A 21,441-nucleotide genomic window follows, 5' to 3' on the forward strand; every position below is an offset into this window, starting at 1 on the left:
GCATGCTGGACTGGCTCCTTAAAGAGCCGAAAACAAGAATGGTCCCGTCGCCTGAGCCTCGCCCGTCGCAAGCGGGATCATGGTGCAGCCGTCCTGCGCGGCGACCGTATGTGAGTTGGACCAGGTCGGGCAATCCGGCCGCGTCATGCCAAACGGCTCAGACCTGACATCCGCAAATAGCCAAGGAGAACCAACATGCCATAGGCAAACCTCTTGACCACAAACTCCTCATGTGAGTCCGGCATGACGTCAGCGTGGACTCCGCTCGCCAGCCTCGGGCGAGCGGACATGCTCCGGTCGAAACCCCATCCCCACCACGCGAGCCGGAATGCGCCGCAACAGCTCGATCCGGTCGAGCAACCGCGCAAATAGCGGCGGCCCATCCATTGGTGCCGTACTCGCCAACACTGGCGCAACGATATTGTCCTGCACCAGCTTCTGCATCCCCTGGGTCAGCTTCACCGCGCGGATGCGGCGGTCATAGACCTTGTGGAGCAACGGATCCGGGTCCTCACCCGCCGCCATTGGTCCCGCGAGCAGATTGGCCGCCGCGACCGCATCCTGAATCGCAAGATTGATCCCGACGCCCCCGATCGGCGACATCGCATGCGCTGCATCGCCGATCACCAGCAGCCCCGGGCGATCCCATTTCTCGAGCCGGTCGACGGTGACGGTCAGCAGCTTCACGTCATCCCAGCTCTTCACGCCCTCATCGACCGTCGCCGTCTCGGGCCCGATCGCCCGCACCCGGTCGCGGAAGGCATCGATCCCCTCCCCGCGCACTCGGTCAGCGGCGCCCTTGGGGAAGACGAAGGCGCATTGATAATAGTCGCCGCGATCGATCAGCACGAAGACGCGCCCGGTATCGAACACGCCCATGCTGTCATTCTCGGGCTCGATCTGTTTCGGGATGCGGAACCAGAACACATCCATCGGCGCGCCGATATCGACATGCGGAAAGCCGGCCCGGAAATGCGAATCGCGCCCGTCACAGGCGATGACGAGCTTCGCCCGGATCTCGGTGCCGTCCCTGGTACGCACACCCGCAACCCGGCCACTCTCCTCGATCAACCCCGTCGCTTCGCAGCTCTGGCGCAGCGTGAAGGCCGGCAGGCGCCGCCCGGCCTGGGCCACGAAATCGAGAAACTCCCATTGCGGCATCAGCGCGATGAAGGGCGCCGGCACGTTGAGGTGGCGAAAATCGGCGATCTTGACGACCCTGCCGCCGATCCTTCCGTTCAACTCCTCGGCCTTGTTGTACGGCCGCCTCAGCAATTCCTCGAGCATGCCGAGCTCATGAAAGATTCGCAGGGTCGACGGGTGAACCGTATCCCCACGGAAATCGCGCAGGAAATCGGCATGTTTCTCCAGCACCAGCGTCTTCACGCCGGCTCGCGCAAACAACAGCCCCGCAACCATCCCGGCGGGCCCGCCCCCAATAATGACCACATCTGCATCAGTCATTGGCTGACAAACCTCCTTCGCTGTGGCTAGGTTCCTCGATGGCATTAGGACTGGACAACAAAGGCTTCAGCGACGCGCTGGTGATCCTCGGCGCGGCCGGGCTGGTGATCCCGGCTTTTGCCCGCTTGAAGATCAGCCCGGTGATCGGCTTCATCCTGGTCGGCCTCCTGGTCGGCCCGTCCGGCCTTGGCGCGCTCGCCCGCGATTATCCCTGGCTCTACTATATCACGATCTCCGATCCACATGCGATCGAACCCTTCGCTGAATTCGGCATCATCCTCCTGCTCTTCTCGATCGGCCTCGAGCTCTCGCTGAAACGTCTCTGGTCGATGCGGAGCCTGGTGTTCGGCACCGGTGCCGCCGAGCTTATCGGCTCGGGGCTCATCATCGGCGTCGCTATCCACCTGACCGGCCAGAGCTGGGCCGGCGCGATGGGCCTCGGCGTCGCACTGGCCTTGTCTTCCACCGCCCTGGTGCTGCCGATTGCTGGCACGAGCAGCCCGGTCGGACGCTCGGCCTTCGCGATGCTGCTGTTCGAGGATCTCGCGCTCGTCCCGATCATCTTTGCGCTGGCGGCGCTCGGTCCCGGTTCCGGCAATGGCTGGGTGCCGATTCTCGGTGTGATCGGACGCGGTGTGCTGACGGTCGCCGTGATGTTCATCGGTGGGCGTTTCCTTCTGCCACGCCTGTTCGCCCAGGCAGCGCGGACCAAGAGCCCCGAGCTTTTCCTCGCAGCCTCGCTGCTGGTGGTGATCGTCGCCAGCCTCGCGACCACCGCCGTCGGTCTCTCGCCGATCGTCGGCGCGTTGCTCGCCGGCGTCCTGATCGCCGAGACGGATTATCACAGCGAGGTCGAGGTAATGACCGCGCCGTTCAAGGGCCTGGCGCTCGGCGTGTTCCTGATCACCGTCGGCATGAGCCTCGATCTAGGCATGATCCTCGCCAACTGGGTCCCGCTGACGGCTGCGATCGCCGCGGTCGTCGTCGTCAAGGCGATGGTGACGTTCGGGCTGCTGAAATTCGCCGGCATCCGAACCGGTGTCGCAGCTGAGACAGGCGTGCTGATGGGCAGCCCCTCCGAAACAACGCTGATCGTGCTGGGCGCGGCGGCTCAGGCGGCGCTGATCACTGCGGCGACTGCCAGCTTCTGGCAGACGGTAACGGCGATCGGACTGACCATCACGCCCCTCCTCGCCTGGCTCGGGCAGAAAGTGGCGCGGCGCATCGAGCAGCGCGGCGCGGTGGCTGAGACGGAAATTCCGCTCGAAGGCCCGGGCACGGTCATCATCGGCTTCGGCCGGGTCGGGCGGATGGTCGCCGACATGCTCAAGGTGCATGGCAAGCCCTTCATCGCGGTCGAAGCCGATATCGATGCGGTGAAGGCAGCGCGCGCCGAGGGCTATCCGGTGATCTTCGGGGATGTCGCGCGCTCCGAGCTGGTCGACAAGCTCGGCCTCGGCCGGGCCGCTGCGCTGATCCTGACGATGGACGATCCGGTGCTGAGCGTGCAACTCACCCGCCGCGTGCGCGGCTGGGTGCCGAACCTTACGATCGTCGCCCGCGCCCGCGACACAGCCCACGCAGCCGAGCTCTACCGCGCCGGCGCCACCGATGCGGTGCCCGAAACGCTGGAGAGCTCCCTGCAATTGTCGGAAGCGGTGCTGGTCGACCTTGGCGTCGCTGTCGGCCCGGTGATCGCCTCGATCCACGAAAAGCGCGACGAACTGCGCAAGGAGATCAAGGGCGCGGCCGATATGGAGCGTGAGCCGCGGCTCAGGCGCGCGCGCAAGGCGGATCTTTAGTGGCGGTGAGGCTCAATGATCGGCACGACGCATATCGGCTCCTATCCTCGCTGGGAGCACCCGAACGACTGATTGTCCATGTTCGGTTGGTTGGCGAAGCGGCCGATCTGCTCATGGCGAAATATCGGGAGATCGGTGTCGATTTCGACGCTGAGCATATCGAGTTAGGCGCAGCGGTTCATGACGCAGGGAAGGTGCTTTTCCCGGGCGAACTCGATGGCCCGGGTTCCCAACACGAACCCGCTGGCGAAAAGCTCATGCTTGCCAACGGTGTTCAGCCCCATGTCGCAAGGTGTTGCGTGTCGCATGCCGCTTGGGAAGCGCCGGACGTTTCGTTCGAGGAACGATCCGTGGCGCTCGCGGACAAGCTTTGGAAGGGAAAGCGCGAAGAGGAACTCGAACTCAGCGTGATCGACTCCGTTGCCGAGAAGCTTGGGGCCGATCGCTGGGCTGTGTTCACTGAGCTGGATCTGGCTTTTGAGGGAATCGCCGCTGGCGCCTCCGACCGGCTGGCGCGCAGCAAATAAAGGCCCTGCTCAAAACTCGACGTCGAGCTCCTCCATCTCCTCCGGCTCCTGGAGCGCCGCCGCGATCCATTCCTTCATCGGCGGCCATTCCGAGATGGTCGCGCAATAGGTGGCAGTCACGGGCGTCATCGTCACCTCATAGGTCAGGAAACGCCGCGTCACCGGCGCAAACATCGCGTCCGCTACCGTGGGTGCCGCGCCAAAAAGGTAAGGCCCGCCATAGCGCGACAGGCATTCGGCCCAGATCGCCTCGATTCGCTCGATATCAGGCAGAGCGCCCGCGAAGATACGGAAGGTCTTGTGCTCAGCGCGCAGGTTCATCGGCAACGCTGATCGCAGATTGAAGAACCCCGAATGGATTTCGCCGGAGACGGAGCGGCAATGCGCCCGCGCAATCCGGTCGGCTGGGTAGAGCCCGGCCTTGGGATAAAGCTCGTTCAGATATTCGGCGATTGCGAGCGTATCCCAGACGCTTGCGCCCTCATGGGTAAGCCTCGGCACAAGAACCGAGGGCGACAAGAGCAGCAATTCAGCGCGCACCGCCGGATCGTCGAGCGAAATCGATTGTTCGTCCACGTCGAGTCCCGCGAGTCGGCACAGCAGCCAGCCCCGCAACGACCATGAGGAATAGGTCTTGCTTGAGATCGTCAGCAGCGCCCTGGCCATCGCTTTTCCCCAGCTGTTCCGCGCACGTGCATTTTTTCCATGACGCGGTGCAGCAAACAATGCACCATCCAGCTGGAAATGGAAGAGCCGGGGGCGGCCTTCTGCCAGGGAGCGCCATTACCCGATGCTGTACAGCCTGTATCAGGCCTGGACCGATAGCATGACCCCGTTCCGCCGGACGGGTCGGGCGGCGCTGGCAATGCGGGACAGGTCCACCAGTCTCCGGGCGATTTCAGAGACCTGGCCGGTGCTGCGGAGCATGTACGCGCTGATCGACGTCACCGCGAATGCGCGTGTCACCCATCGTCGCCCGGCTTTCGATATCGGCACGGTCATAGTCGGCAACCGCGAAGTGTCAGTGCGCGAGGAGGTCGTGATGGGGCTGCCGTTCGGCGACTTGCTCCACTTCGCCAAGGATGATGTCGAGACCCCGCAGCCGAAGATGCTGGTGATAGCGCCTCTATCAGGTCATTTCGCCACGCTGCTGCGCAGCACGGTCCAGCAGCTGTCGTGCGATCATGATGTCTATATCACTGACTGGGTGAATGCCCGCGATGTGCCGCTGGCAGACGGCGCGTTCGGGTTCGATGACTATATCGACTACGTCATTGCCTTTCTCGAGCATCTCGGCCCCCGGTCGCATCTGTTCGCTGTGTGCCAGCCCTGCGTGCCGGCGCTCGCCGCGGTGGCGATCATGGCTGAGGACAAAAACCCCGCCCAGCCGCGCACCATGACCCTGATGGGCGGCCCGATCGACACGAGGATCGCACCGACCGCAGTCAATGATCTGGCGATGAGCAAGCCGATCGAATGGTTCGAGGAAAAGCTCATCTCGCGTGTGCCGTGGCGCTATCCGGGGTCGGGCCGCCGTGTTTATCCCGGCTTTCTGCAACTGACCGCCTTCATGGCGATGAACATGGATCGCCACACTTCGCAGCACCGTCTGCTCTATCAGTTGCTGGCTGACGGCAATGACGCTGAAGCCGCGAAGATCCAGGATTTCTATGAGGAATATTTCGCGGTGCTCGATCTGCCCGCTGAATTCTATCTCGAAACGGTCGATCGCGTTTTCCAGCAGGCATTGCTGGCGCGCGGCATGCTCGAACATCGCGGCCGGCTGGTGAAGCCCTCGGCGATCCACCGCACCGCTTTGTTGACCGTCGAGGGCGAACGCGATGATATCTGCGCGGTCGGCCAGACCTCGGTCGCACATGAACTCTGCTCGAGCCTGCGCCCACATCTGAAGCGCCATCACCTCCAGCCCGGCGTCGGCCATTACGGGCTGTTCTCGGGCAGCAAATGGGAAAAGCAGATCTATCCGCAGGTGCGGAACCTGGTGCTGGCAATGAGCTGAACTGGGGCGCGGACCCATTTGGCGATCCGACAGCGTCCTCCTAAAGCAACCGCCATGTGTGTCCTGGCCTTTGCGTGGCAAGCGCATCCCCGCTGGCGGCTGCTGGCGGCCGGCAATCGCGACGAATATCACGCCCGCCCGGCGCAGCCGCTGGAGCGCTGGGAGCAGCCGGCCCATCTGATCGCAGGCCGCGACCTGCAATCTGGGGGCACCTGGCTCGGTGTATCGGAGCAGGGCCGTTTCGCCGTGGTCACCAATCTGCGCGGCTTCGAGCCGCCTAATCCGAACCTCGCCTCGCGCGGCGCCTTGGTGACCGATTACCTGACGGGCGAAGGCACTTTCGCCGATCCTCGCACGGCGGATCTCACCGCCTTCAACCCAGTGAACCTTATCATCGCTGACCAGCAGGGCGCGTGTTTCATGACCAACCGTCCCGAAGCCGCTCGAACCACGCTCGCCTCGGGTTTGTATGGCCTCTCCAACGGCAAGCTCGACGAGGCCTGGCCCAAGACGATGCGCCTCAAATCGGTGCTGCTCGACTGGATCACCGCCGACGCGACCGACCCCGAGATGCTGTTCACCGGCCTGCGCGAGGAAATCCTGCCCGATATCGGCCGCGATCCCGCGACGCCGTCCGATGTGCCGCAAGAGCCGAACCACTCGCCGATCTTTATCCGCAATCCGGTTTACGGCACCCGGTGCAGCACAGTCGTCGCAATCGATATGAATGGCCAAGGCGCTATTCTCGAGCGGCGCTTCTCGGCTGAAGGGTCGGAGACCGGGCGGACAAAGCTGGGATTCGCGTGGCCCGAATAAGGCAGCCCTCGATCGCGGTTCAGCAGTCCGCTGGTCAGAGTTCGCGGTGCTCCACAGCGTCCGTCACGATGAGCCGGCCGACTTCGAGCTGATCGATCCGCAGCTTGCGGATCCGAGCCCTGCCGATATGCAATGCGCCGATGCTCGCTGCCCCGATGCTCAATGCGCCGACGCAGAGCACGCCCAATGCCGTCGCACCCAAAGCAAGCGCCCCGAGACTCAGCGCCCGACGCCCCGGCGTGGCGAGCTCACCTTTAGCCATGAACCCGGCCATGCAATCCGCCCATCTCGGAGTCCACTCGTGACCATTGATGCCAAAAGCTACGCCGCCCGAAGCTACGGGTCCATGTGCATTCGTCCTGGATGGTGCAATCAAACTACAACCGAAGCGGTGGAAAATCACCTTGTTCGCCGTGCCGGGAACGCGTGAGATGCGCAGTGGGAAAAGAAAAGCGTTCCCGGGGATGAGGGGGGAGCAGACCATGCGCATGAGCAGACATGTCTTTCAGGCGACTATCGCATTGGCTTTCGCCATCGCGCCCTTCGCGGGGCCAGCGTCCGCCGCGGTCAACGCGACCGCGCCCGTCACCAATTCCACCCAGGCCCCGGTTGACTCTCCGGCACCGGCACCGACCGCCGCGCCGGCGGCGCAGACCAGCTCGACCACGACAACAACTACGAGGACAGCGCAGAACTCAGCCGCCGACGATTCCGCCATTGTGAAGTCGATCGGACTTCTGATTCGCCTCTTCATCCTCGCGGTTATTCTGGAATCCGCGCTGGCTGTGCTGTTTCACTGGCGGCCCTGGCTAGCCAGTTTTGATGGCAAGACAGTCAATCCCCTGGTCACGTTCATAGCGGCTTTGGTACTCGTGCGGGTATTCGATCTCGACGAAGTCGGGCTGTTGATCGCAGCGTATTCGACAGCGCCGCAGGTCGCGGGCGGTTGGGCATCGAGTGTCGTTTCCGCCCTCGTCATTGCGGGCGGCAGCGCGGGGGTCAACAAAATGCTCCGCGCGCTCGGCTATCGTTCGCTCTCGATGGAGACGGATCAGCCGAAACCGGCGCCCACTGAAGCTTGGCTGGCGGTCATCAATACATCCGCGGTCGCCGTCGACAACAGTTTCGACATCCTGCTCAGCCTCAATTCCGGCCCAGCGGCCGTGATCGGGACCATCGACGCCCGCAATCTCAGGCTACCCGCTTTTCGCTGGCTGTTTCGCGACAAGCGCCGCTTTCCCGGCTCAGGCGGCTTTGCCGTGCCGTTGGCCACGCCAGTCACCATCATGGTAGCCCCAAGCGGATCCGCGAGCGGCAAGGTTGTCTGGGGACCGAGCGCGCTCGGCGCCGGTGCCATTGTCGATATCAAGGTGGACCTGTCGCAGATCTGATGATCGCGGTTCGGAGGTTGCTCGCATCGTCCAGCGAGCGGCTTCAATCCGCCAGACGGCTCAAGCCACCTCGTGCCGTGCCTCGATCGCTGCCTTGATCGCTTCGATCGCCTCGGCGCCCTGGGCCCCATCTGGCCCGCCGCCCTGCGCCATGTCTGGCCGGCCACCGCCGCCCTGCCCGCCAAGCACGGCAACCGCCGCGCGCAACAGATCGACGGCGTTATAGGTCGCGACCAGATCCTCGGTGACACCGACTGCAATCGACGCCCGCCCGTCGTTCACCGCGACGATCACCGCCACGCCAGAGCCGATCCGCTGCTTGGTCTCGTCCACCGCGCCGCGCAGGCCTTTGGCATCGAAGCCGTCGATCACCTGGCCGACGAAATTGACCCCCCCGACCTGCTCAGGCCCGGCAGGTGCCGAAGCCCCACCGCCGCCAAGCGCAAGCGCCTTCTTCGCCTCGGCCAACTCGCGCTCGAGCCGGCGCCGATCCTCGACCAGAGCCGCGACCCGCGCCGGCACTTCGTCCGGCGTCGCCTTCAGCACCGAAGCCGCCTCGCGCAGCTTCTCGTCGCGGTCAGTGAACCACTGCCGCGCCGCCTCGCCAGTCAGCGCCTCGATACGCCGGATGCCGCTCGATACAAGACTTCCGCCGATGATCTTGAAGAGCCCGATATCGCCGAGCGCCTTCACATGTGTGCCGCCGCAGAGTTCGAGCGAATAGATTTTCTGCCCGTCGCGCCCCATCGACACGACGCGGACTTCATCGCCATATTTCTCGCCGAACAGCGCCATCGCGCCTTCCTCGATAGCCTCGTCGGGCGTCATTAGGCGAGTTGAGACCTCGCCATTCTCGCGAATCTGGCGGTTCACATCCGCCTCAACCAGCGCCAGCGCGCCGGGTTCGATCGCAGTTGGCTGCGAGAAATCGAAGCGCAGCCGGTCGGGCGCAACCAGGCTGCCCTTCTGCGCGACATGGAGGCCGAGCCGCTGACGGAGCGCCTCGTGCAGCAGGTGCGTGGCGCTGTGATTGGCGCGGATCTGCCCGCGTCGGCCATGATCGACAACCAGCGACAGCGTGTCGCCAACCGCGATCTCGCCCTTCTCGATCCGTGTGTGGTGCGCGAACAACCGCCCGAGATATTTTCGCGTATCCTCGACGAAACCGCGTGCGCCTTCGTTGCTGACGCTGCCGGTGTCGCCGACCTGCCCGCCGCTTTCGGCGTAAAAGGGCGTCTGGTTGGTGACGATATCCACTGTCTCGCCGGCCTCGGCCCGCTCCACCCGCGCGCCATCCTTGACGATCGCGACCACCACGCCCTCGCCTTCCTCGGCCGAGTAACCGAGAAACTCAGTGCCGCCCGATTCCTCGGCGATGTCGAACCAGATCTCATCTGAAGCGCGGTCGCCCGAACCCGTCCAGGCCTCGCGCGCCTTAATCCTCTGTTCCTCCATCGCCGCGTCAAAGCCAGCGCGATCGACATTAAGCCCCCGAGCACGTAGCGCATCCTCGGTCAGGTCATACGGGAAGCCGTAGGTGTCGTGGAGTTTGAAGGCGGTCCTACCCGCAAGCGTTTCCCCCACCGCCATGCCGGCGGTCGCCTCGTCCAGGAGGCGCAGGCCGCTCACCAGTTTACGGCGGAACTGGGTCTCCTCCTGCAGCAGCGTAGCCTCAATCGAGGCCTGGGCACGGACCAGCTCCGGATAGGCGGCACCCATCTCGGCGACGAGCGACGGCACCAGCCGGTTCATCAGCGGGTCCTTGGCGCCGAGCAGATGCGCATGCCGCATCGCCCGCCGCATGATCCGGCGCAGCACATAGCCGCGCCCCTCATTGGCCGGGAACACGCCGTCAGCGATCAGGAAGCCCGATGCACGCAGATGGTCCGCGATCACCCGGTGGCTCGCCTGGGTGGCGCCGGTGCTCGGAGTCTGGGTCAGCGCGCTGGATTCAGCGATAAGCGCTTTGAACGTGTCCGTATCGTAATTGTCATGCACCCCCTGCAGCACCGCCGCGACGCGCTCCAGCCCCATGCCGGTGTCGATCGACGGCCGCGGCAGGCTGGTGCGCTCACCGCTCGCCGCCTGGTCGAACTGCATGAAGACGAGGTTCCATATCTCGACGAAGCGGTCGCCATCCTCTTCCGGACTGCCGGGAGGGCCGCCGGGAATATGGTCGCCATGATCATAGAAAATCTCGGAACAGGGCCCGCACGGCCCGGTATCGCCCATCGACCAGAAATTATCGTTGGTGGCGATGCGGATGATCCGGCTTTCGGGCAGGCCAGCGATCTTGCGCCAAAGGTCGAACGCCTCGTCATCGGTGTGATAGACGGTGACGGTCAGCTTGTCGGCTGGAATGCCCCATTCCCGGGTCAGCAAATTCCAGGCGAGCGTGATCGCACGTTCCTTGAAATAATCGCCAAACGAGAAATTGCCGAGCATTTCGAAAAAGGTGTGGTGGCGCGCGGTGTAGCCGACATTGTCGAGATCATTATGCTTGCCGCCGGCACGCACGCATTTCTGCGAAGAGGTCGCGGTCGAATAAGGCCGCGTCTCCAGGCCGGTGAAGACATTCTTGAACGGCACCATCCCTGCGTTGACGAACATCAACGTCGGGTCGTTGTGCGGCACCAATGGTGCGGACGGAACACGGGCGTGCCCCTCGCCTTCGAAATAGTCGAGAAAGCTGCGGCGGATGTCGTTGGTCGATGTCATGCTCGCGACTTAGACGCCGCGCGCGCGCTTCTCAAGCGGATCGCTGTGGCCGGGCGAATAGTGTTGCTTTATGGTCCCGCTACGGGGCCAAATGGGGAAAGTCGAATGCGCGCCTGGATATTCCTGCCCTTGCTGGCCCTGTTGCCCGCAAGTGTGAGCGATAGCGCCATGACGCCACCGCTTTCAGCCCTGCTCGCCAATGTCGCCATCTGCGGCGGTGATGATGCGCCGCCCCCGCGCATCCCTGAGATCATGCCCGGCTATGGCGGCGGCGGCTTTGCCGTCACGCACCTCAACCCGGAGGCGCAGGCATTCTTCGATAATGGCATGCAACTCGCTCACGCGTTCGCGCACACGGCTGCGACAGCTGCGTTCGCCCGGTCGGTGCAGCTCGATCCGAGCTGTGCCATGTGCCTGTGGGGCGCTGCCTGGAGTGACGGGCCGACGATCAACTATGCAATCGATGCCGCCAAACTGAAGGAAGCTGCGGGCAAGGTCGACGCGGCGGAAAAGCTGCTGACGCCCGCGTCGCCCGCACAGGAACGCGAGCTGATCGCCGCATTGAAGCTGCGCTACGTCAATGGCGGTGGCACCGGCGCCGGCGATCGCGCCTTTGCCAGGGCGATGGACGCGCTTGCCGTGCGATACCCCGAGGATGACGAGATCGCCGTCATCGCGGCAGACGCCTGGATGGTCCCCTCGTCCCAGGCTGGCACGGCGAAGAACATGCCGCGCGCCGTGGCGCTGCTGGAGACCGTGCTGAAGCGCAATCCGGATTACACACCCGCGATCCATTTCTACATCCACGCGACCGAGATGAGCGGCTTCCCGGCCCGCGCCGAGCCCTATGCCGATCGCCTGCCCACCCTTGCGCCGCATGCGAGCCATCTCGTCCATATGCCTTCCCATACTTTCTACTGGGTAGGGCGCTATCAGGACGCGGCCGATGCCAATGTCCGCGCGGTCGCGATGGGGATCGAGAATGCGAAGCGCCAGGGCCTGCCCCAGCCGGGCGGCGAGTGGCTGCTCCCCTATCATGGTCACAACGTCCAATATGGGGTCGGCGGTGCGCTGATGTCGGGCGACGGCAAGGATGCCCTCGCGCTCAGCGCCCCGATGCTCGCCGCGGGACCGCGAAACCCGGACGCCACCAACGCCTTTGTCCAGATGGCGATGGGCACCGCCTATGCAGCCCAGGCGCGGTTCGCCGAACCAAAGGATGTGCTCGCTTTGCCCGATCCAGGCGAGAAGCTCGGCTTCGCGCGCGCCTATTGGCATTATGCCCGTGGCGAGGCGCAGGCTCGGCTCCACAACGCTGCGGGTGTCCGTGCCGAGCTCGCGCTGATCCCCGAGCGGCTAGGCCCCGCCAAGCAGGAGGACCTGACAGCGCACGCCGCGCAACTGATGCGGATCGCCCGCTTCGTGCTCGAGGGCCGTGCCGCGATGATCGAGGGGCATCCGCTGCTCGCGGCCAAGGCCTTCGAAAAAGGCGCTGCGCTCGACGAGAAGAAGATGATGGCGCAGCTCAGCGATCCGCCAGCCTGGTGGTATCCGGTGCGCCGCAGCTATGCGGCCGCATTGCTGGCCGCCGGGAAGCCCAAAGAAGCGCTGGAACAGGCGAACATCGTCCTCGCCCGACGCCTCAACGATCCCGTCACCCAGTCAGTGCGGGCCGATGCAGAGACCGCGCTCGGCATGGCCGAAGCAGCGGCAAAGGACCGCGCGCTGGTCGCGCGCGGCTGGCGGGGCGACAAGGCGGCACTCGAACTGGTGGCGATTTGAGTGCTTCTCGCAATTGAGCAGCTTGCGCTTGGCGGATGTGCGTGGAGGCCCTTACCTCTCTCACAGGGCCGCTGACTCGTACACCTACCCGCGGCTAGCTACACGCTGGCGGTTATCGCCGGTCAGAGCTATTCCCAGACAATGCGCAGCTTCCTCTTCCTTGTCCTGTTGATCACTGGTTGTTCGATGGGCAACAGTTTCGATCAAGCTCAATGGAAAAACGCCGATCTGAATGGGCGCGCTCGCGCTGACATGGTCCCCGACCTGCAGAAGCGTTACCGCCTCCAGGGTATGACCCGAAGCCAGATCACCGCGTTGCTCGGTCCGCCTACGCCAACAGACAAATGGACTGGAACGGACATGATCTACGTACTCGGCAACGACGGCAGCATTTTTCCGATCGATAACGAGTGGCTGCTCATAAAGCTGGATCCGCAGGGCCATGTAGCCTCCGTCAGGCGGGTAACGGACTGACCCTGCACCCACAGTTTCCGCGTGCATCAATGGCGCCGATTTGCAAGGCCACCATCTGCTTCGCTGCCTCGCGAGCGCAATCAGCGCCCCGCTCTTTCGCAGTGTCGATGACGTAAATTGGCGCGCTGGCTGATAACTGGCTGTTTTTTAATCGCAGCCAGCAAACGCATCGCCGCGGGGTACCTTAGCCCGCCGGTGCCACCACCTTCAGTGCCCCCGCCTGGCATTCGAACCGCAGCGGCATCGCCAGCGTCATCACTTCGCCATCGAGCGCAATGTCGATATCGTCGGAGCGGCCGCGAACTTCGAACTCGGGCGTGTCGCCGATTGCCGCGAAATCGCTGTCGCGGCGCGCCCGGCCGACCAGGGTGCGGACCGCGAAACCGATCAGCGCCAGCCGACGCCGCGCCGCGACCGCATAGATCGAGAGAACACCGCCATCGAGCGCGTCGCGCTTGCCGATCTGCCCCGCCTCGAGCGTGTAGTGGTTATTGCCAACGAACAGCATTGGCGTGACGATGTCGCTATCTGCGCCGCGTCCCGGCAAAGCGAGATGCAGCCGGTGGTGCTTGATCCGGCTGAGCGCGGCAAAGCTCGCAGGGATAGCAGCGATCCATTTCGGCGTGTCCCGCTGCTCGCGCTCGCGGACGAGCTGGGGATAAAGACCGATCGACGCGTTGTTGATGAAAGGTTCGCCGTTGACCCTGGCAAGGTCGATCGTGCGCACCGTTCCTGCCGCAATCAACGCAGCCGCGCCCGGCAGATCGAGCGGTACGCCGAGCTCGCGCGCGAGGTGGTTGCGCGTGCCGAGCGGCAATATGCCGAGCGTCGAGCCCTGTTCGGCCAGAATGCCGGCAAGACGGCCCAGCGTGCCATCACCACCGCCGACCACCACCAGCGGCTGACCCGCGACGGCCTTTGCGGCGCCCGCGAGCGCATGGCCCTCGACCAGCTGGAGGTCGATCGCAACGCCTGCCTCAACGAAGGCAGCCTCGATCTCCTCGCCGAGCTTGTCGCCCTTCGCCGCAGCGGTGCCGCCGCTACGATTGACCAGAACCGGGATTGGGCCGGTCATCCGAACGGTGCGTCGATGGAGGATGGCGGCTGCGAGAACCATTTCGGGCCGCTCTCGGTCATATGGAAGCAATCCTCGATCCGCACCCCGAACTTGCCCGGCAGATACAGCCCGGGCTCGTCCGAGAAACACATGCCGGGCGCAAGCGGCGTCGTCTCGCCATGGACGAGATTGACCGGTTCATGCCCATCGAGTCCGATGCCATGTCCGGTGCGGTGCGACAGGCCGGGTAGCCGGTAGCGCGGGCCATAGCCGAGCGCCTCGTAATGGCGGCGCACCGCATCATCGACACTACCCGCCGGCACGCCCAGCTGCGCGGCGGCGAAGCCGGTTGCCTGGCCGCCATGGACATCGCCCCAGACCTTGCGCTGCTCCGTGCTCGCGGTGCCAAACACGAAGGTGCGCGAGACGTCGGACTGATAGCCCTGCACAGTGCAGCCACAGTCCATCAGCACGATCTGCCCGTCCGCCACCATCTGCGGCGCGCGGCTGCCATGCGGATAGGCGGCAGCCTCGCCGATCAGGATCAGCGCGAATTCGGGGTCGCCACCCAGCTTGCGGGTCGCTGCGTTCATCAACGCGCCGATATCGGCCGGCGTCATCCCCTTCTCGATGCGCGGCCACGCCCAGCGATAAGCGGCGATCGTCACATCAGTCGCGGTCTGCATCAGCGCGATCTCAGGCGCGGTCTTGATCATCCGGCAGCCGCGCACGACCGGATCGGCTTTGACGATCTTCGCGCCCGGCAGTGCGCGTGCCAAGCCGGTCACCGCAAAATAGCGCACTGTCTCCTCGATGCCGATCGGACGGCCGTCGAGCTTGCGCTCCTTAAGGAACCCCGCGACCAATTTCAGCGGATCCTCGTCCTCCTGCCAAACGCGCACCTCGGCCGGCACGCCAAGCGTCTGGCGGACCGAAGGTTCCTCGAAAAAAGGCGTGACGATGCAGGCGTCGCCCTCGACCGGCAGGACCGCCATGGTCAGCCGCTCGCTGCGGCCCCAGCGGACTCCCGTGAAATAGATCAGTGATGAGCCCGCCTCGATCAGCACCGCGCCGATGCCGTTCGCCTTCATCAGCGCCTGCGCCCGCGCAATCCGCGCGCGGCGCTCAGCCTCATCGATCGGCGCGGTGCCCGCGGCAATATCGGCGAGTGCGGAAAGATCGGGCTCCGCGGCGCGCAGGACCGCGGGCACATTCAGAAACGGCAGGATCGCGGCTGCGGCCAGTGCGCTCCGGCGGGTCAACAACATGCAGGGGCACTCCGGTTGGGCTTGGGTCTTGTGCCAGGATCAGGGATGTTTGCGCGGCTCGGGCGGCGGCGGACATTTATAGGTGAGCTGCAGATTGGTGATCACCGGTGCCGGATTGCCGGCGCTGTCGGTTTCCTGGTCATAAGTCTGGCCAGTCGCGCTGAGCTCGCCGATCTCGCAACGGTTGGCGGCGGCACGGTCGAGATCCTCCTCGACCAGGGCAAGCTGGTTCGCCTGCAACCTCGCGACGGTGATCAGGAAGGCACCGCCCGGCAGATTGGAAATCTGATAGGGCGGCGGCGGCGGCTCGGCAGGTGCCGGCGTCGCGGCTTGCAGCAGGATCAGGACGAAGGGGTTCATGCCATGATTCCTCGGATTGAGCCCAGTCGAAACGGGGGTCGGGCAGGACTGGACATAAGGCCCTTGACCGCGCCGCCGCAATCCCCTTCCCTGCCCGCCGCATTCCGGGGGAGTTTTGATGGCCAAGCGCCTTACGCTGTATATCCTGATCGGGCTGGTGCTCGGCGGCATTGTCGGATGGGGTATCCATTGGCGGTTCGATGACGGAACCCCCGAAAGCGCCAAATATCTGACGACGATCGCGCATTATTTCCTGATCGTCACCACGGTTTTCCTCCGCCTGATCAAGATGATCATCGCGCCGCTGGTCTTTTCCACCCTCGTGGTCGGCATCGCGCATATGGGCGATACCGGCGCGCTGGGCCGTGTCGGGTTGCGGTCGCTCGGCTGGTTCATCTGCGCGAGCCTCATGTCGCTCACGCTCGGGCTGCTGATGTTCCATCTGTCGATGGAGATTGCGAGCTGGTTCGATATCTCGCTTACCCTGACCCTGCCGACAGCTGAGGCCGGCGTGCCGGTCGCCACCGACGCCTTCAGCATCGAGAAGTTCGTCACCCATATCGTCCCCTCATCGATGATCGACGCGATGGCGACCAACGAGATCATTCAGATCGTGGTCTTCTCGGTCTTTTTCGGCGTGGCGCTGACCGCGATCGGCGAGAAGGCGGCACCCATTGTCCGCGCGATCGAAGGGCTGGTCGCGATCATGCTGCAGATCACCAGCTATGTGATGCGCTTCGCCCCCTTCGCGGTGTTCGGCGCGGTTGCGGCGACGCTCACCGAGAGCGGGCCAAGCGCGATCGGCAAGCTCGGCTTCTTCATGGCGAGCTTCTATACCGGGCTCGCCGTGCTGTGGGTCCTGCTGATCGGGCTCGGCTTCCTGTTCGTGGGCCGCAGCATCGTGCGACTGATCGGCTATGTCCGCGCGCCTGTCATCCTGGCCTTCACCACTGCCTCGTCAGAGGCCGCCTATCCGCGCACGCTGGAAGCGCTCGAGCGCTTCGGCGTGCCGCCCAAGATCGCCAGCTTCGTGCTGCCGCTCGGCTATTCGTTCAATCTCGACGGCTCGATGATGTACATGACCTTCGCGTCGCTGTTCATCGCCCATGCCTATAATGTGCCCCTGTCGATCGGGCAGCAGATCACGATGCTGCTGATCCTGATGGTCACGTCGAAGGGAATCGCCGGCGTGCCCCGCGCCAGCCTGGTGGTGATCGCGGCGACGCTGCCGCTGTTCAACATCCCCGAATATGGCCTGGGCCTGATCCTTGCCGTGGACCATTTCCTCGACATGGGCCGCTCGGCGACCAATGTGGTCGGCAATGCCGTCGCGGCGAGCGTCGTCGCGAAATGGGAGGGCGGCTTCAACCCGCCCGAACCGGCCGAGGCCGAGCCGCCACATGCGCCGAGCCATGGGCTCAGCGGTCACGGCTAGCGCGCTGAGACTGCAATCCGGACAGCGCGCCGTCCGTCCAGACCCATGGCGCGATTCAACCTCATCGCTGGATCGATCATAGGATGTGCACGGGACGTCTAAGAAGCCCGGGCTGCTCTTTCTCACGGTCTGGCTATTTGGATGCTGCGCGCGACGCCACGGATGGCGCCTGCGCGCCGTATTTCCCTGTTAATTTCCCTGTTATTCCCTGTTCCGGGCTGAGCACGCTGACGGAGAATTCTATAAACCACGGTAATATTTAGAATATATTCTTAACGCGGCTGGAGACGGCGTCAAAAAAAGAATAAATTCCCTGTTCCTGCGAATTAACAGGGAATTTCGTAGCCTCGAGAATGGGGTGGCGATCAGCAATGGTTCGCCTCGTCAGGGACCGTCGAACCAGCCGGATCTGAAGGTCGTCGCTTTTCACGAGGCGGTTACGCATAAGCATAAGGCCCGCCCCGCGCGAGTGCCGCCTGATAGGCTGGGCGGGTATGGATCATGTCGAGCCACGCAATGGTGTGCGGGCGCGACGGGCCGAGTCCGGCGCGGCTGCGGGCCGCCTCGAGCGGGAAGCTCATCATGATGTCGGCCGCTGTCATCTCGTCGCCAGTGAACCAGGCGCGCTGCGACAGCTCGGATTCGACATAATCGAGATGGACGTCGATCATCGGCTGGATCCGCTTTGCAGCCGTCTTGCCCAGCAAGGGAACCCGGGTGAGGACCAGCTTCACCAGCAAGGGCGGCATCAGCGAGCCCTCGGCATAATGGAGAAACTGGCGGTAGCGCAGCACGGATTCGCGGTGCGCGGGCGGACCGAGCCGGCCATCTGCCTTCTCAACCAGATATTCGATGATGGCGCCTGTTTCGGCGACGACGGTGTCGCCGTCAGTGATCACCGGTGACTTGCCGAGTGGGTGGACCTGCTTCAGCTCGGGCGGGGCGAGCATTGTCTGCTTGTTCCGCTCATAGCGCTTGACCTCATAGGGCAGCTCAAGCTCCTCGAGCATCCAGAGGATGCGCTGCGAGCGCGAATTTTCGAGGTGATGGACGATAATCGTCATGCGCGCTCTCCCGTCATTATTGCCTTCATTATTGGCTCTGCGCGGAGCATAGCCACGCTGCGGCAGGGAAATCCACAACATCGCCCTGATGGTAGCGTTCCAGCACTGCGGCGAGACGCGCCGCCATAGCCGGGCGTTCTTCCGGGGGCGCCGCGCGCAGCGGGGTTGCTGCCGGACCAATGCGGCCGAACAGATCGAGCGCGTCGCCCACGGGGTCGGCTCCGGCGCCCGCATGATAGATATAGTCGATCGGAGTCGCCTCCACATCCCGCCAACCCGCTTCGGTCAGCAGCGCGCGAACGACATCGGGGTCGGCAAAGGCGAACGGTCCCGGCATATAGCCGCTCGGCTGCGGTGGCGGCGCGCCGAGTACCGCCGCGACGATCTCCTCCGCCCAGGGGTTGAGTGCGATCGACCTGAAGCAGGAAAAGACCAGCCGCCCAGCCGGCGCCGCCGCCGCCCGGATCGCTGTGAAGGCGGGTACTGGATCCGGGAAGAACATCACGCCGTGGCGCGAGACGAACAAGTCGATCGGGGCATGGTCGCCGGCGATTGCCTCGACCGGGCCCAGTTCGAAGCGCAGATTGGGCAAGTCCCCGCTGCGAGCCCGGGCCGTGGCGACGAGCCCGGGGGAGATATCCACCCCGAGGACGTCGGCGTCAGGCAGCGCCGCCGCCAGAGCCATGCTGGTCGCACCGGCGCCGCAGCCGATATCGAGGATCCAAGGCGCAGGCTGCCCTGCGACAGCCGCGATTGCGGCTGCGTTGAGGTGCGGCGCGAGGCTGGCAAAGCTGCGATCGGTACGCACCCATTCAGCGGCCCAGACATCGCCAACCGAGCCCTCCCAATCACTGGGGCTGAAGGTGCGAATCGCCCCGCTCGGGTCCGGGGTTTTGGGCGGATTCTGAGGTGTCGCCATATCCAGTGTCATCCTGATCTTGGGAATCTCGGGGAGCCTGATAGCACCGGCGGAGCGGCGTTGGCGCGCAAGGTTAGGCTGGCCCGACGCGAGGCGCAAACGCGCTGCCGGAAAGCGGGCCAAAATATGAAAGGCCCACCAACGCGGGCGGGCCTTTCCGGGTTTTGCGACGGGGAGAACGCCGCTGAACTTTTGAAGTGGGGAGCCGGCAAGCCGCCCCCTTTTCTTCTTCTCCTCTCCCTTGGGGAAGAGAGGAGAAGAAGATCACATATCCTCGTCGCCGTCGTCCGCCTCGGGGCCGACCATCATCTCTTCGGCGACCTTGTCGGTGCGGGCCCGGATCGCCTTTTCGAGGCGATCGGCCATCTCCGGATTTTCCTTAAGGAAGGTCTTCGAATTCTCGCGGCCCTGGCCGATGCGAACGCTGTCGTAGGAGAACCAGGCGCCCGATTTCTCGACCAGCCCCGCCTTGACGCCGAGATCGAGGATCTCGCCGATCTTCGACACGCCCTGGCCGTACATGATGTCGAACTCGACCTGCTTGAACGGCGGCGCGACCTTGTTCTTGACGACCTTCACCCGGGTGGTGTTGCCGATGATCTCCTCGCGATCCTTGATCTGGCCGGTGCGGCGGATATCGAGGCGGACCGAGGCGTAGAATTTCAGCGCATTGCCGCCCGTCGTCGTCTCCGGGTTGCCATACATCACGCCGATCTTCATGCGCAGCTGGTTGATGAAGATCACCATGCAGCGCGAGCGGCTGATCGAGCCGGTGAGCTTGCGCAGCGACTGCGACATCAGGCGTGCCTGAAGGCCGACATGGCTGTCGCCCATCTCGCCCTCGATTTCAGCGCGGGGCACGAGCGCCGCGACCGAATCGACCACCAGCACATCGATCGCGTTGGAACGCACCAGCGTATCGACGATCTCGAGCGCCTGCTCGCCGGTGTCGGGCTGCGAGACGATCAGCTCGTCGATATTGACCCCAAGCTTCTTGGCATAGACCGGATCGAGCGCATGCTCGGCATCGACGAACGCCGCGGTGCCGCCAGTCTTCTGCGCCTCTGCGATGACATGCAGTGCAAGCGTCGTCTTGCCCGAGCTCTCCGGCCCGTAAATCTCGATCACCCGGCCGCGCGGCAGGCCGCCGACGCCGAGGGCGATATCGAGCCCGAGCGAGCCGGTCGAGATCGCCTCGACCTGCATCGTCTCCTTCGAGCCGAGCCGCATCGCGCTGCCCTTGCCGAAAGCGCGATCGATCTGCGCGAGTGCTGCCTCGAGTGCCTTGGCGCGCTCGCCTGAAGCTTTCTCGTTCGCCTTGTCTGTGGATGCTGCCATTTTGCTGTCGATGACCTTCAAAGATACCGCCATTAGGAGCCTCCATCGCTAGACTGTTCGCCTCACGCGTTCAATGCGTGTTGGAAGCTTCGTATATGGTTTGTTCTGTAAGAACAAGTGGAGAACGATCTTTTTTTGTTCCGTCGTTCCCAAGCCTGTAAAAATAGGCGTGGGCACCCGCATTCATCGTTCAGCGATCGCAACTGATCCGTGCTAAGCCGGCCAGCGGGATGCGCCAAATAGGCTCGCCTCCTCAGCAATCAGGCGCGATGGAACGACATGGCTGGCGGTATACATCCTGAGGAAGCCCCGCTCGTTATCTATCGAGGCTCCTATGCCGATGAGCGCGGTACATTTCCGGCCGTTTTCACCAATGACGGTGAAGCTTTCACCATGACGGTTCTCGGCGTGACGTTTCGCGGCGAATCATTCGATAGTCTCGAGCCGGACCCGGACACCCCCGCCGCTTCGCTGGTTGGATTCACTAATGACCTCTGCAATGACCTCTGCGCGTGCGACATCTCGCTGACGATGCCCCTTTCGATTCTCATGGAGGGAATCGACACAGTAGCTGACCTGAAGGTCGATCTCCACTTGGGTGCTCCAAAGCCGCCGCCGCATGGCGGGATCAGCAGCGAATTGCTGAAATTGACACTGACCTTCTCCAATATTCGCCTCCTGTCCTCTGGCAATACCAGTTATTTTGAAGATGAGTTGCATGATCTCGCGCGCCAACTTCCTATGGGGACCAGCATCAAGAGCTGCCTCTTCTGTCAATATTCTGACTATAGCCCAGCCGGCAACGGCCTCATTGGCAGCATGATGTGTTTCAGGAACATCAAGGCGGAATATAGTCGAGTGAACAGCAAAGACGCGTTCTGGGTCGTGCATGACCGCTTTGATCGCCAGGTCCAGGAAACCTATCTCTGCGAGGACTTCACGTCGCGCATTGCCGGCACCGGATACCGCGGCTGAGACGAAAGACGCCCTTGCCCCCCTGCCCGCC

General features: G+C 63.9%; 19 protein-coding genes. 9 read left to right on the plus strand and 10 right to left on the minus strand.

What is annotated here, in order from left to right; genetic code table 11:
* Positions 1-249: 249 nt before the first annotated feature.
* Complete coding sequence (locus AC1DVS_RS17290; RefSeq protein WP_478025097.1) at positions 250-1,464, minus strand: FAD-dependent oxidoreductase; 1,215 nt, start codon at positions 1,462-1,464, stop codon at positions 250-252.
* Between the two features lie 38 nt (positions 1,465-1,502).
* Between AC1DVS_RS17290 and AC1DVS_RS17295 the strand changes: the two genes are divergently transcribed.
* Together AC1DVS_RS17295 and AC1DVS_RS17300 are read left to right on the plus strand one after the other, a co-directional pair.
* Positions 1,503-3,266 (plus strand): cation:proton antiporter domain-containing protein, encoded by a 1,764-nt coding sequence (locus tag AC1DVS_RS17295; protein WP_478025099.1) that lies wholly within the window; start codon positions 1,503-1,505, stop codon positions 3,264-3,266.
* Positions 3,267-3,352: 86 nt separating this feature from the next.
* Positions 3,353-3,793: an HD domain-containing protein gene (locus AC1DVS_RS17300; RefSeq protein ID WP_478025100.1), complete on the plus strand. Its 441-nt coding sequence runs from the start codon at positions 3,353-3,355 to the stop codon at positions 3,791-3,793.
* A gap of 9 nt (positions 3,794-3,802) precedes the next feature.
* On the opposite strand, the gene AC1DVS_RS17305 is transcribed toward AC1DVS_RS17300, so the two are convergent.
* Positions 3,803-4,459 carry a glutathione S-transferase gene (locus AC1DVS_RS17305; protein ID WP_478025102.1) on the minus strand — a complete coding sequence of 219 codons (657 nt, stop codon included), beginning with the start codon at positions 4,457-4,459 and terminating at the stop codon, positions 3,803-3,805.
* Positions 4,460-4,583: 124 nt separating this feature from the next.
* Between AC1DVS_RS17305 and AC1DVS_RS17310 the strand changes: the two genes are divergently transcribed.
* Together AC1DVS_RS17310 and AC1DVS_RS17315 are read left to right on the plus strand one after the other, a co-directional pair.
* Complete coding sequence (locus AC1DVS_RS17310) at positions 4,584-5,813, plus strand: polyhydroxyalkanoate depolymerase (RefSeq protein WP_478025104.1); 1,230 nt, start codon at positions 4,584-4,586, stop codon at positions 5,811-5,813.
* Positions 5,814-5,867: 54 nt separating this feature from the next.
* Positions 5,868-6,629: an NRDE family protein gene (locus AC1DVS_RS17315; RefSeq protein WP_478025106.1), complete on the plus strand. Its 762-nt coding sequence runs from the start codon at positions 5,868-5,870 to the stop codon at positions 6,627-6,629.
* Between the two features lie 34 nt (positions 6,630-6,663).
* Here AC1DVS_RS17315 and AC1DVS_RS17320 read toward each other — a convergent pair whose 3' ends face one another.
* Positions 6,664-6,891: a hypothetical protein gene (locus AC1DVS_RS17320; RefSeq protein WP_478025108.1), complete on the minus strand. Its 228-nt coding sequence runs from the start codon at positions 6,889-6,891 to the stop codon at positions 6,664-6,666.
* A gap of 142 nt (positions 6,892-7,033) precedes the next feature.
* Here AC1DVS_RS17320 and AC1DVS_RS17325 point away from each other — a divergent pair, with 142 nt between their 5' ends.
* Positions 7,034-8,020 carry a hypothetical protein gene (locus AC1DVS_RS17325; RefSeq protein ID WP_478025110.1) on the plus strand — a complete coding sequence of 329 codons (987 nt, stop codon included), beginning with the start codon at positions 7,034-7,036 and terminating at the stop codon, positions 8,018-8,020.
* Positions 8,021-8,080: 60 nt separating this feature from the next.
* Here AC1DVS_RS17325 and alaS read toward each other — a convergent pair whose 3' ends face one another.
* On the minus strand, positions 8,081-10,738 hold the full coding sequence (gene alaS / locus AC1DVS_RS17330; RefSeq protein WP_478025112.1) for an alanine--tRNA ligase: 2,658 nt from the start codon (positions 10,736-10,738) through the stop codon (positions 8,081-8,083).
* 105 nt (positions 10,739-10,843) lie between these two features.
* On the opposite strand from alaS, the gene AC1DVS_RS17335 reads away from it, so the two are divergent.
* Both AC1DVS_RS17335 and AC1DVS_RS17340 read left to right on the plus strand, forming a co-directional pair.
* Complete coding sequence (locus AC1DVS_RS17335; protein ID WP_478025113.1) at positions 10,844-12,520, plus strand: hypothetical protein; 1,677 nt, start codon at positions 10,844-10,846, stop codon at positions 12,518-12,520.
* A gap of 141 nt (positions 12,521-12,661) precedes the next feature.
* Entirely contained in the window at positions 12,662-12,994 is a 333-nt protein-coding gene (locus AC1DVS_RS17340) for a hypothetical protein (protein ID WP_478025115.1), read from the plus strand.
* A 184-nt stretch (positions 12,995-13,178) separates the two neighbouring features.
* Here AC1DVS_RS17340 and AC1DVS_RS17345 read toward each other — a convergent pair whose 3' ends face one another.
* Genes AC1DVS_RS17345 through AC1DVS_RS17355 form a run of 3 tightly spaced genes read right to left on the minus strand, consistent with a single transcriptional unit; the run spans position 13,179 to position 15,679 of the window.
* The gene (locus tag AC1DVS_RS17345; RefSeq protein ID WP_478025117.1) at positions 13,179-14,069 is read right to left on the minus strand and encodes a diacylglycerol/lipid kinase family protein; all 891 of its coding nucleotides are present in this window, start codon (positions 14,067-14,069) and stop codon (positions 13,179-13,181) included.
* Complete coding sequence (locus AC1DVS_RS17350; protein WP_478025119.1) at positions 14,066-15,319, minus strand: M24 family metallopeptidase; 1,254 nt, start codon at positions 15,317-15,319, stop codon at positions 14,066-14,068. Before AC1DVS_RS17350 ends, AC1DVS_RS17345 begins: the two co-directional genes overlap by 4 nt.
* Before the next feature lie 39 nt (positions 15,320-15,358).
* Positions 15,359-15,679: a hypothetical protein gene (locus tag AC1DVS_RS17355; RefSeq protein ID WP_478025121.1), complete on the minus strand. Its 321-nt coding sequence runs from the start codon at positions 15,677-15,679 to the stop codon at positions 15,359-15,361.
* Between the two features lie 118 nt (positions 15,680-15,797).
* On the opposite strand from AC1DVS_RS17355, the gene AC1DVS_RS17360 reads away from it, so the two are divergent.
* Positions 15,798-17,114, plus strand: coding sequence for a dicarboxylate/amino acid:cation symporter (locus AC1DVS_RS17360; protein WP_478025122.1), 1,317 nt, complete (start codon positions 15,798-15,800; stop codon positions 17,112-17,114).
* Between the two features lie 437 nt (positions 17,115-17,551).
* On the opposite strand, the gene AC1DVS_RS17365 is transcribed toward AC1DVS_RS17360, so the two are convergent.
* The 3 genes from AC1DVS_RS17365 to recA form a co-directional block, all read right to left on the minus strand.
* Positions 17,552-18,178: a glutathione S-transferase family protein gene (locus AC1DVS_RS17365; RefSeq protein ID WP_478025123.1), complete on the minus strand. Its 627-nt coding sequence runs from the start codon at positions 18,176-18,178 to the stop codon at positions 17,552-17,554.
* Between the two features lie 28 nt (positions 18,179-18,206).
* A complete protein-coding gene (locus AC1DVS_RS17370; protein WP_478025125.1) occupies positions 18,207-19,097 on the minus strand; it encodes a class I SAM-dependent methyltransferase in 891 nt (296 codons plus the stop codon).
* A 264-nt stretch (positions 19,098-19,361) separates the two neighbouring features.
* The gene (recA, locus tag AC1DVS_RS17375) at positions 19,362-20,468 is read right to left on the minus strand and encodes a recombinase RecA (RefSeq protein WP_478025127.1); all 1,107 of its coding nucleotides are present in this window, start codon (positions 20,466-20,468) and stop codon (positions 19,362-19,364) included.
* A 246-nt stretch (positions 20,469-20,714) separates the two neighbouring features.
* Here recA and AC1DVS_RS17380 point away from each other — a divergent pair, with 246 nt between their 5' ends.
* Positions 20,715-21,410: a DUF6304 family protein gene (locus AC1DVS_RS17380; RefSeq protein WP_478025129.1), complete on the plus strand. Its 696-nt coding sequence runs from the start codon at positions 20,715-20,717 to the stop codon at positions 21,408-21,410.
* Positions 21,411-21,441 lie beyond the last annotated feature (31 nt).

This window comes from Sphingomonas sp. P3_C5, assembly GCF_056402635.1.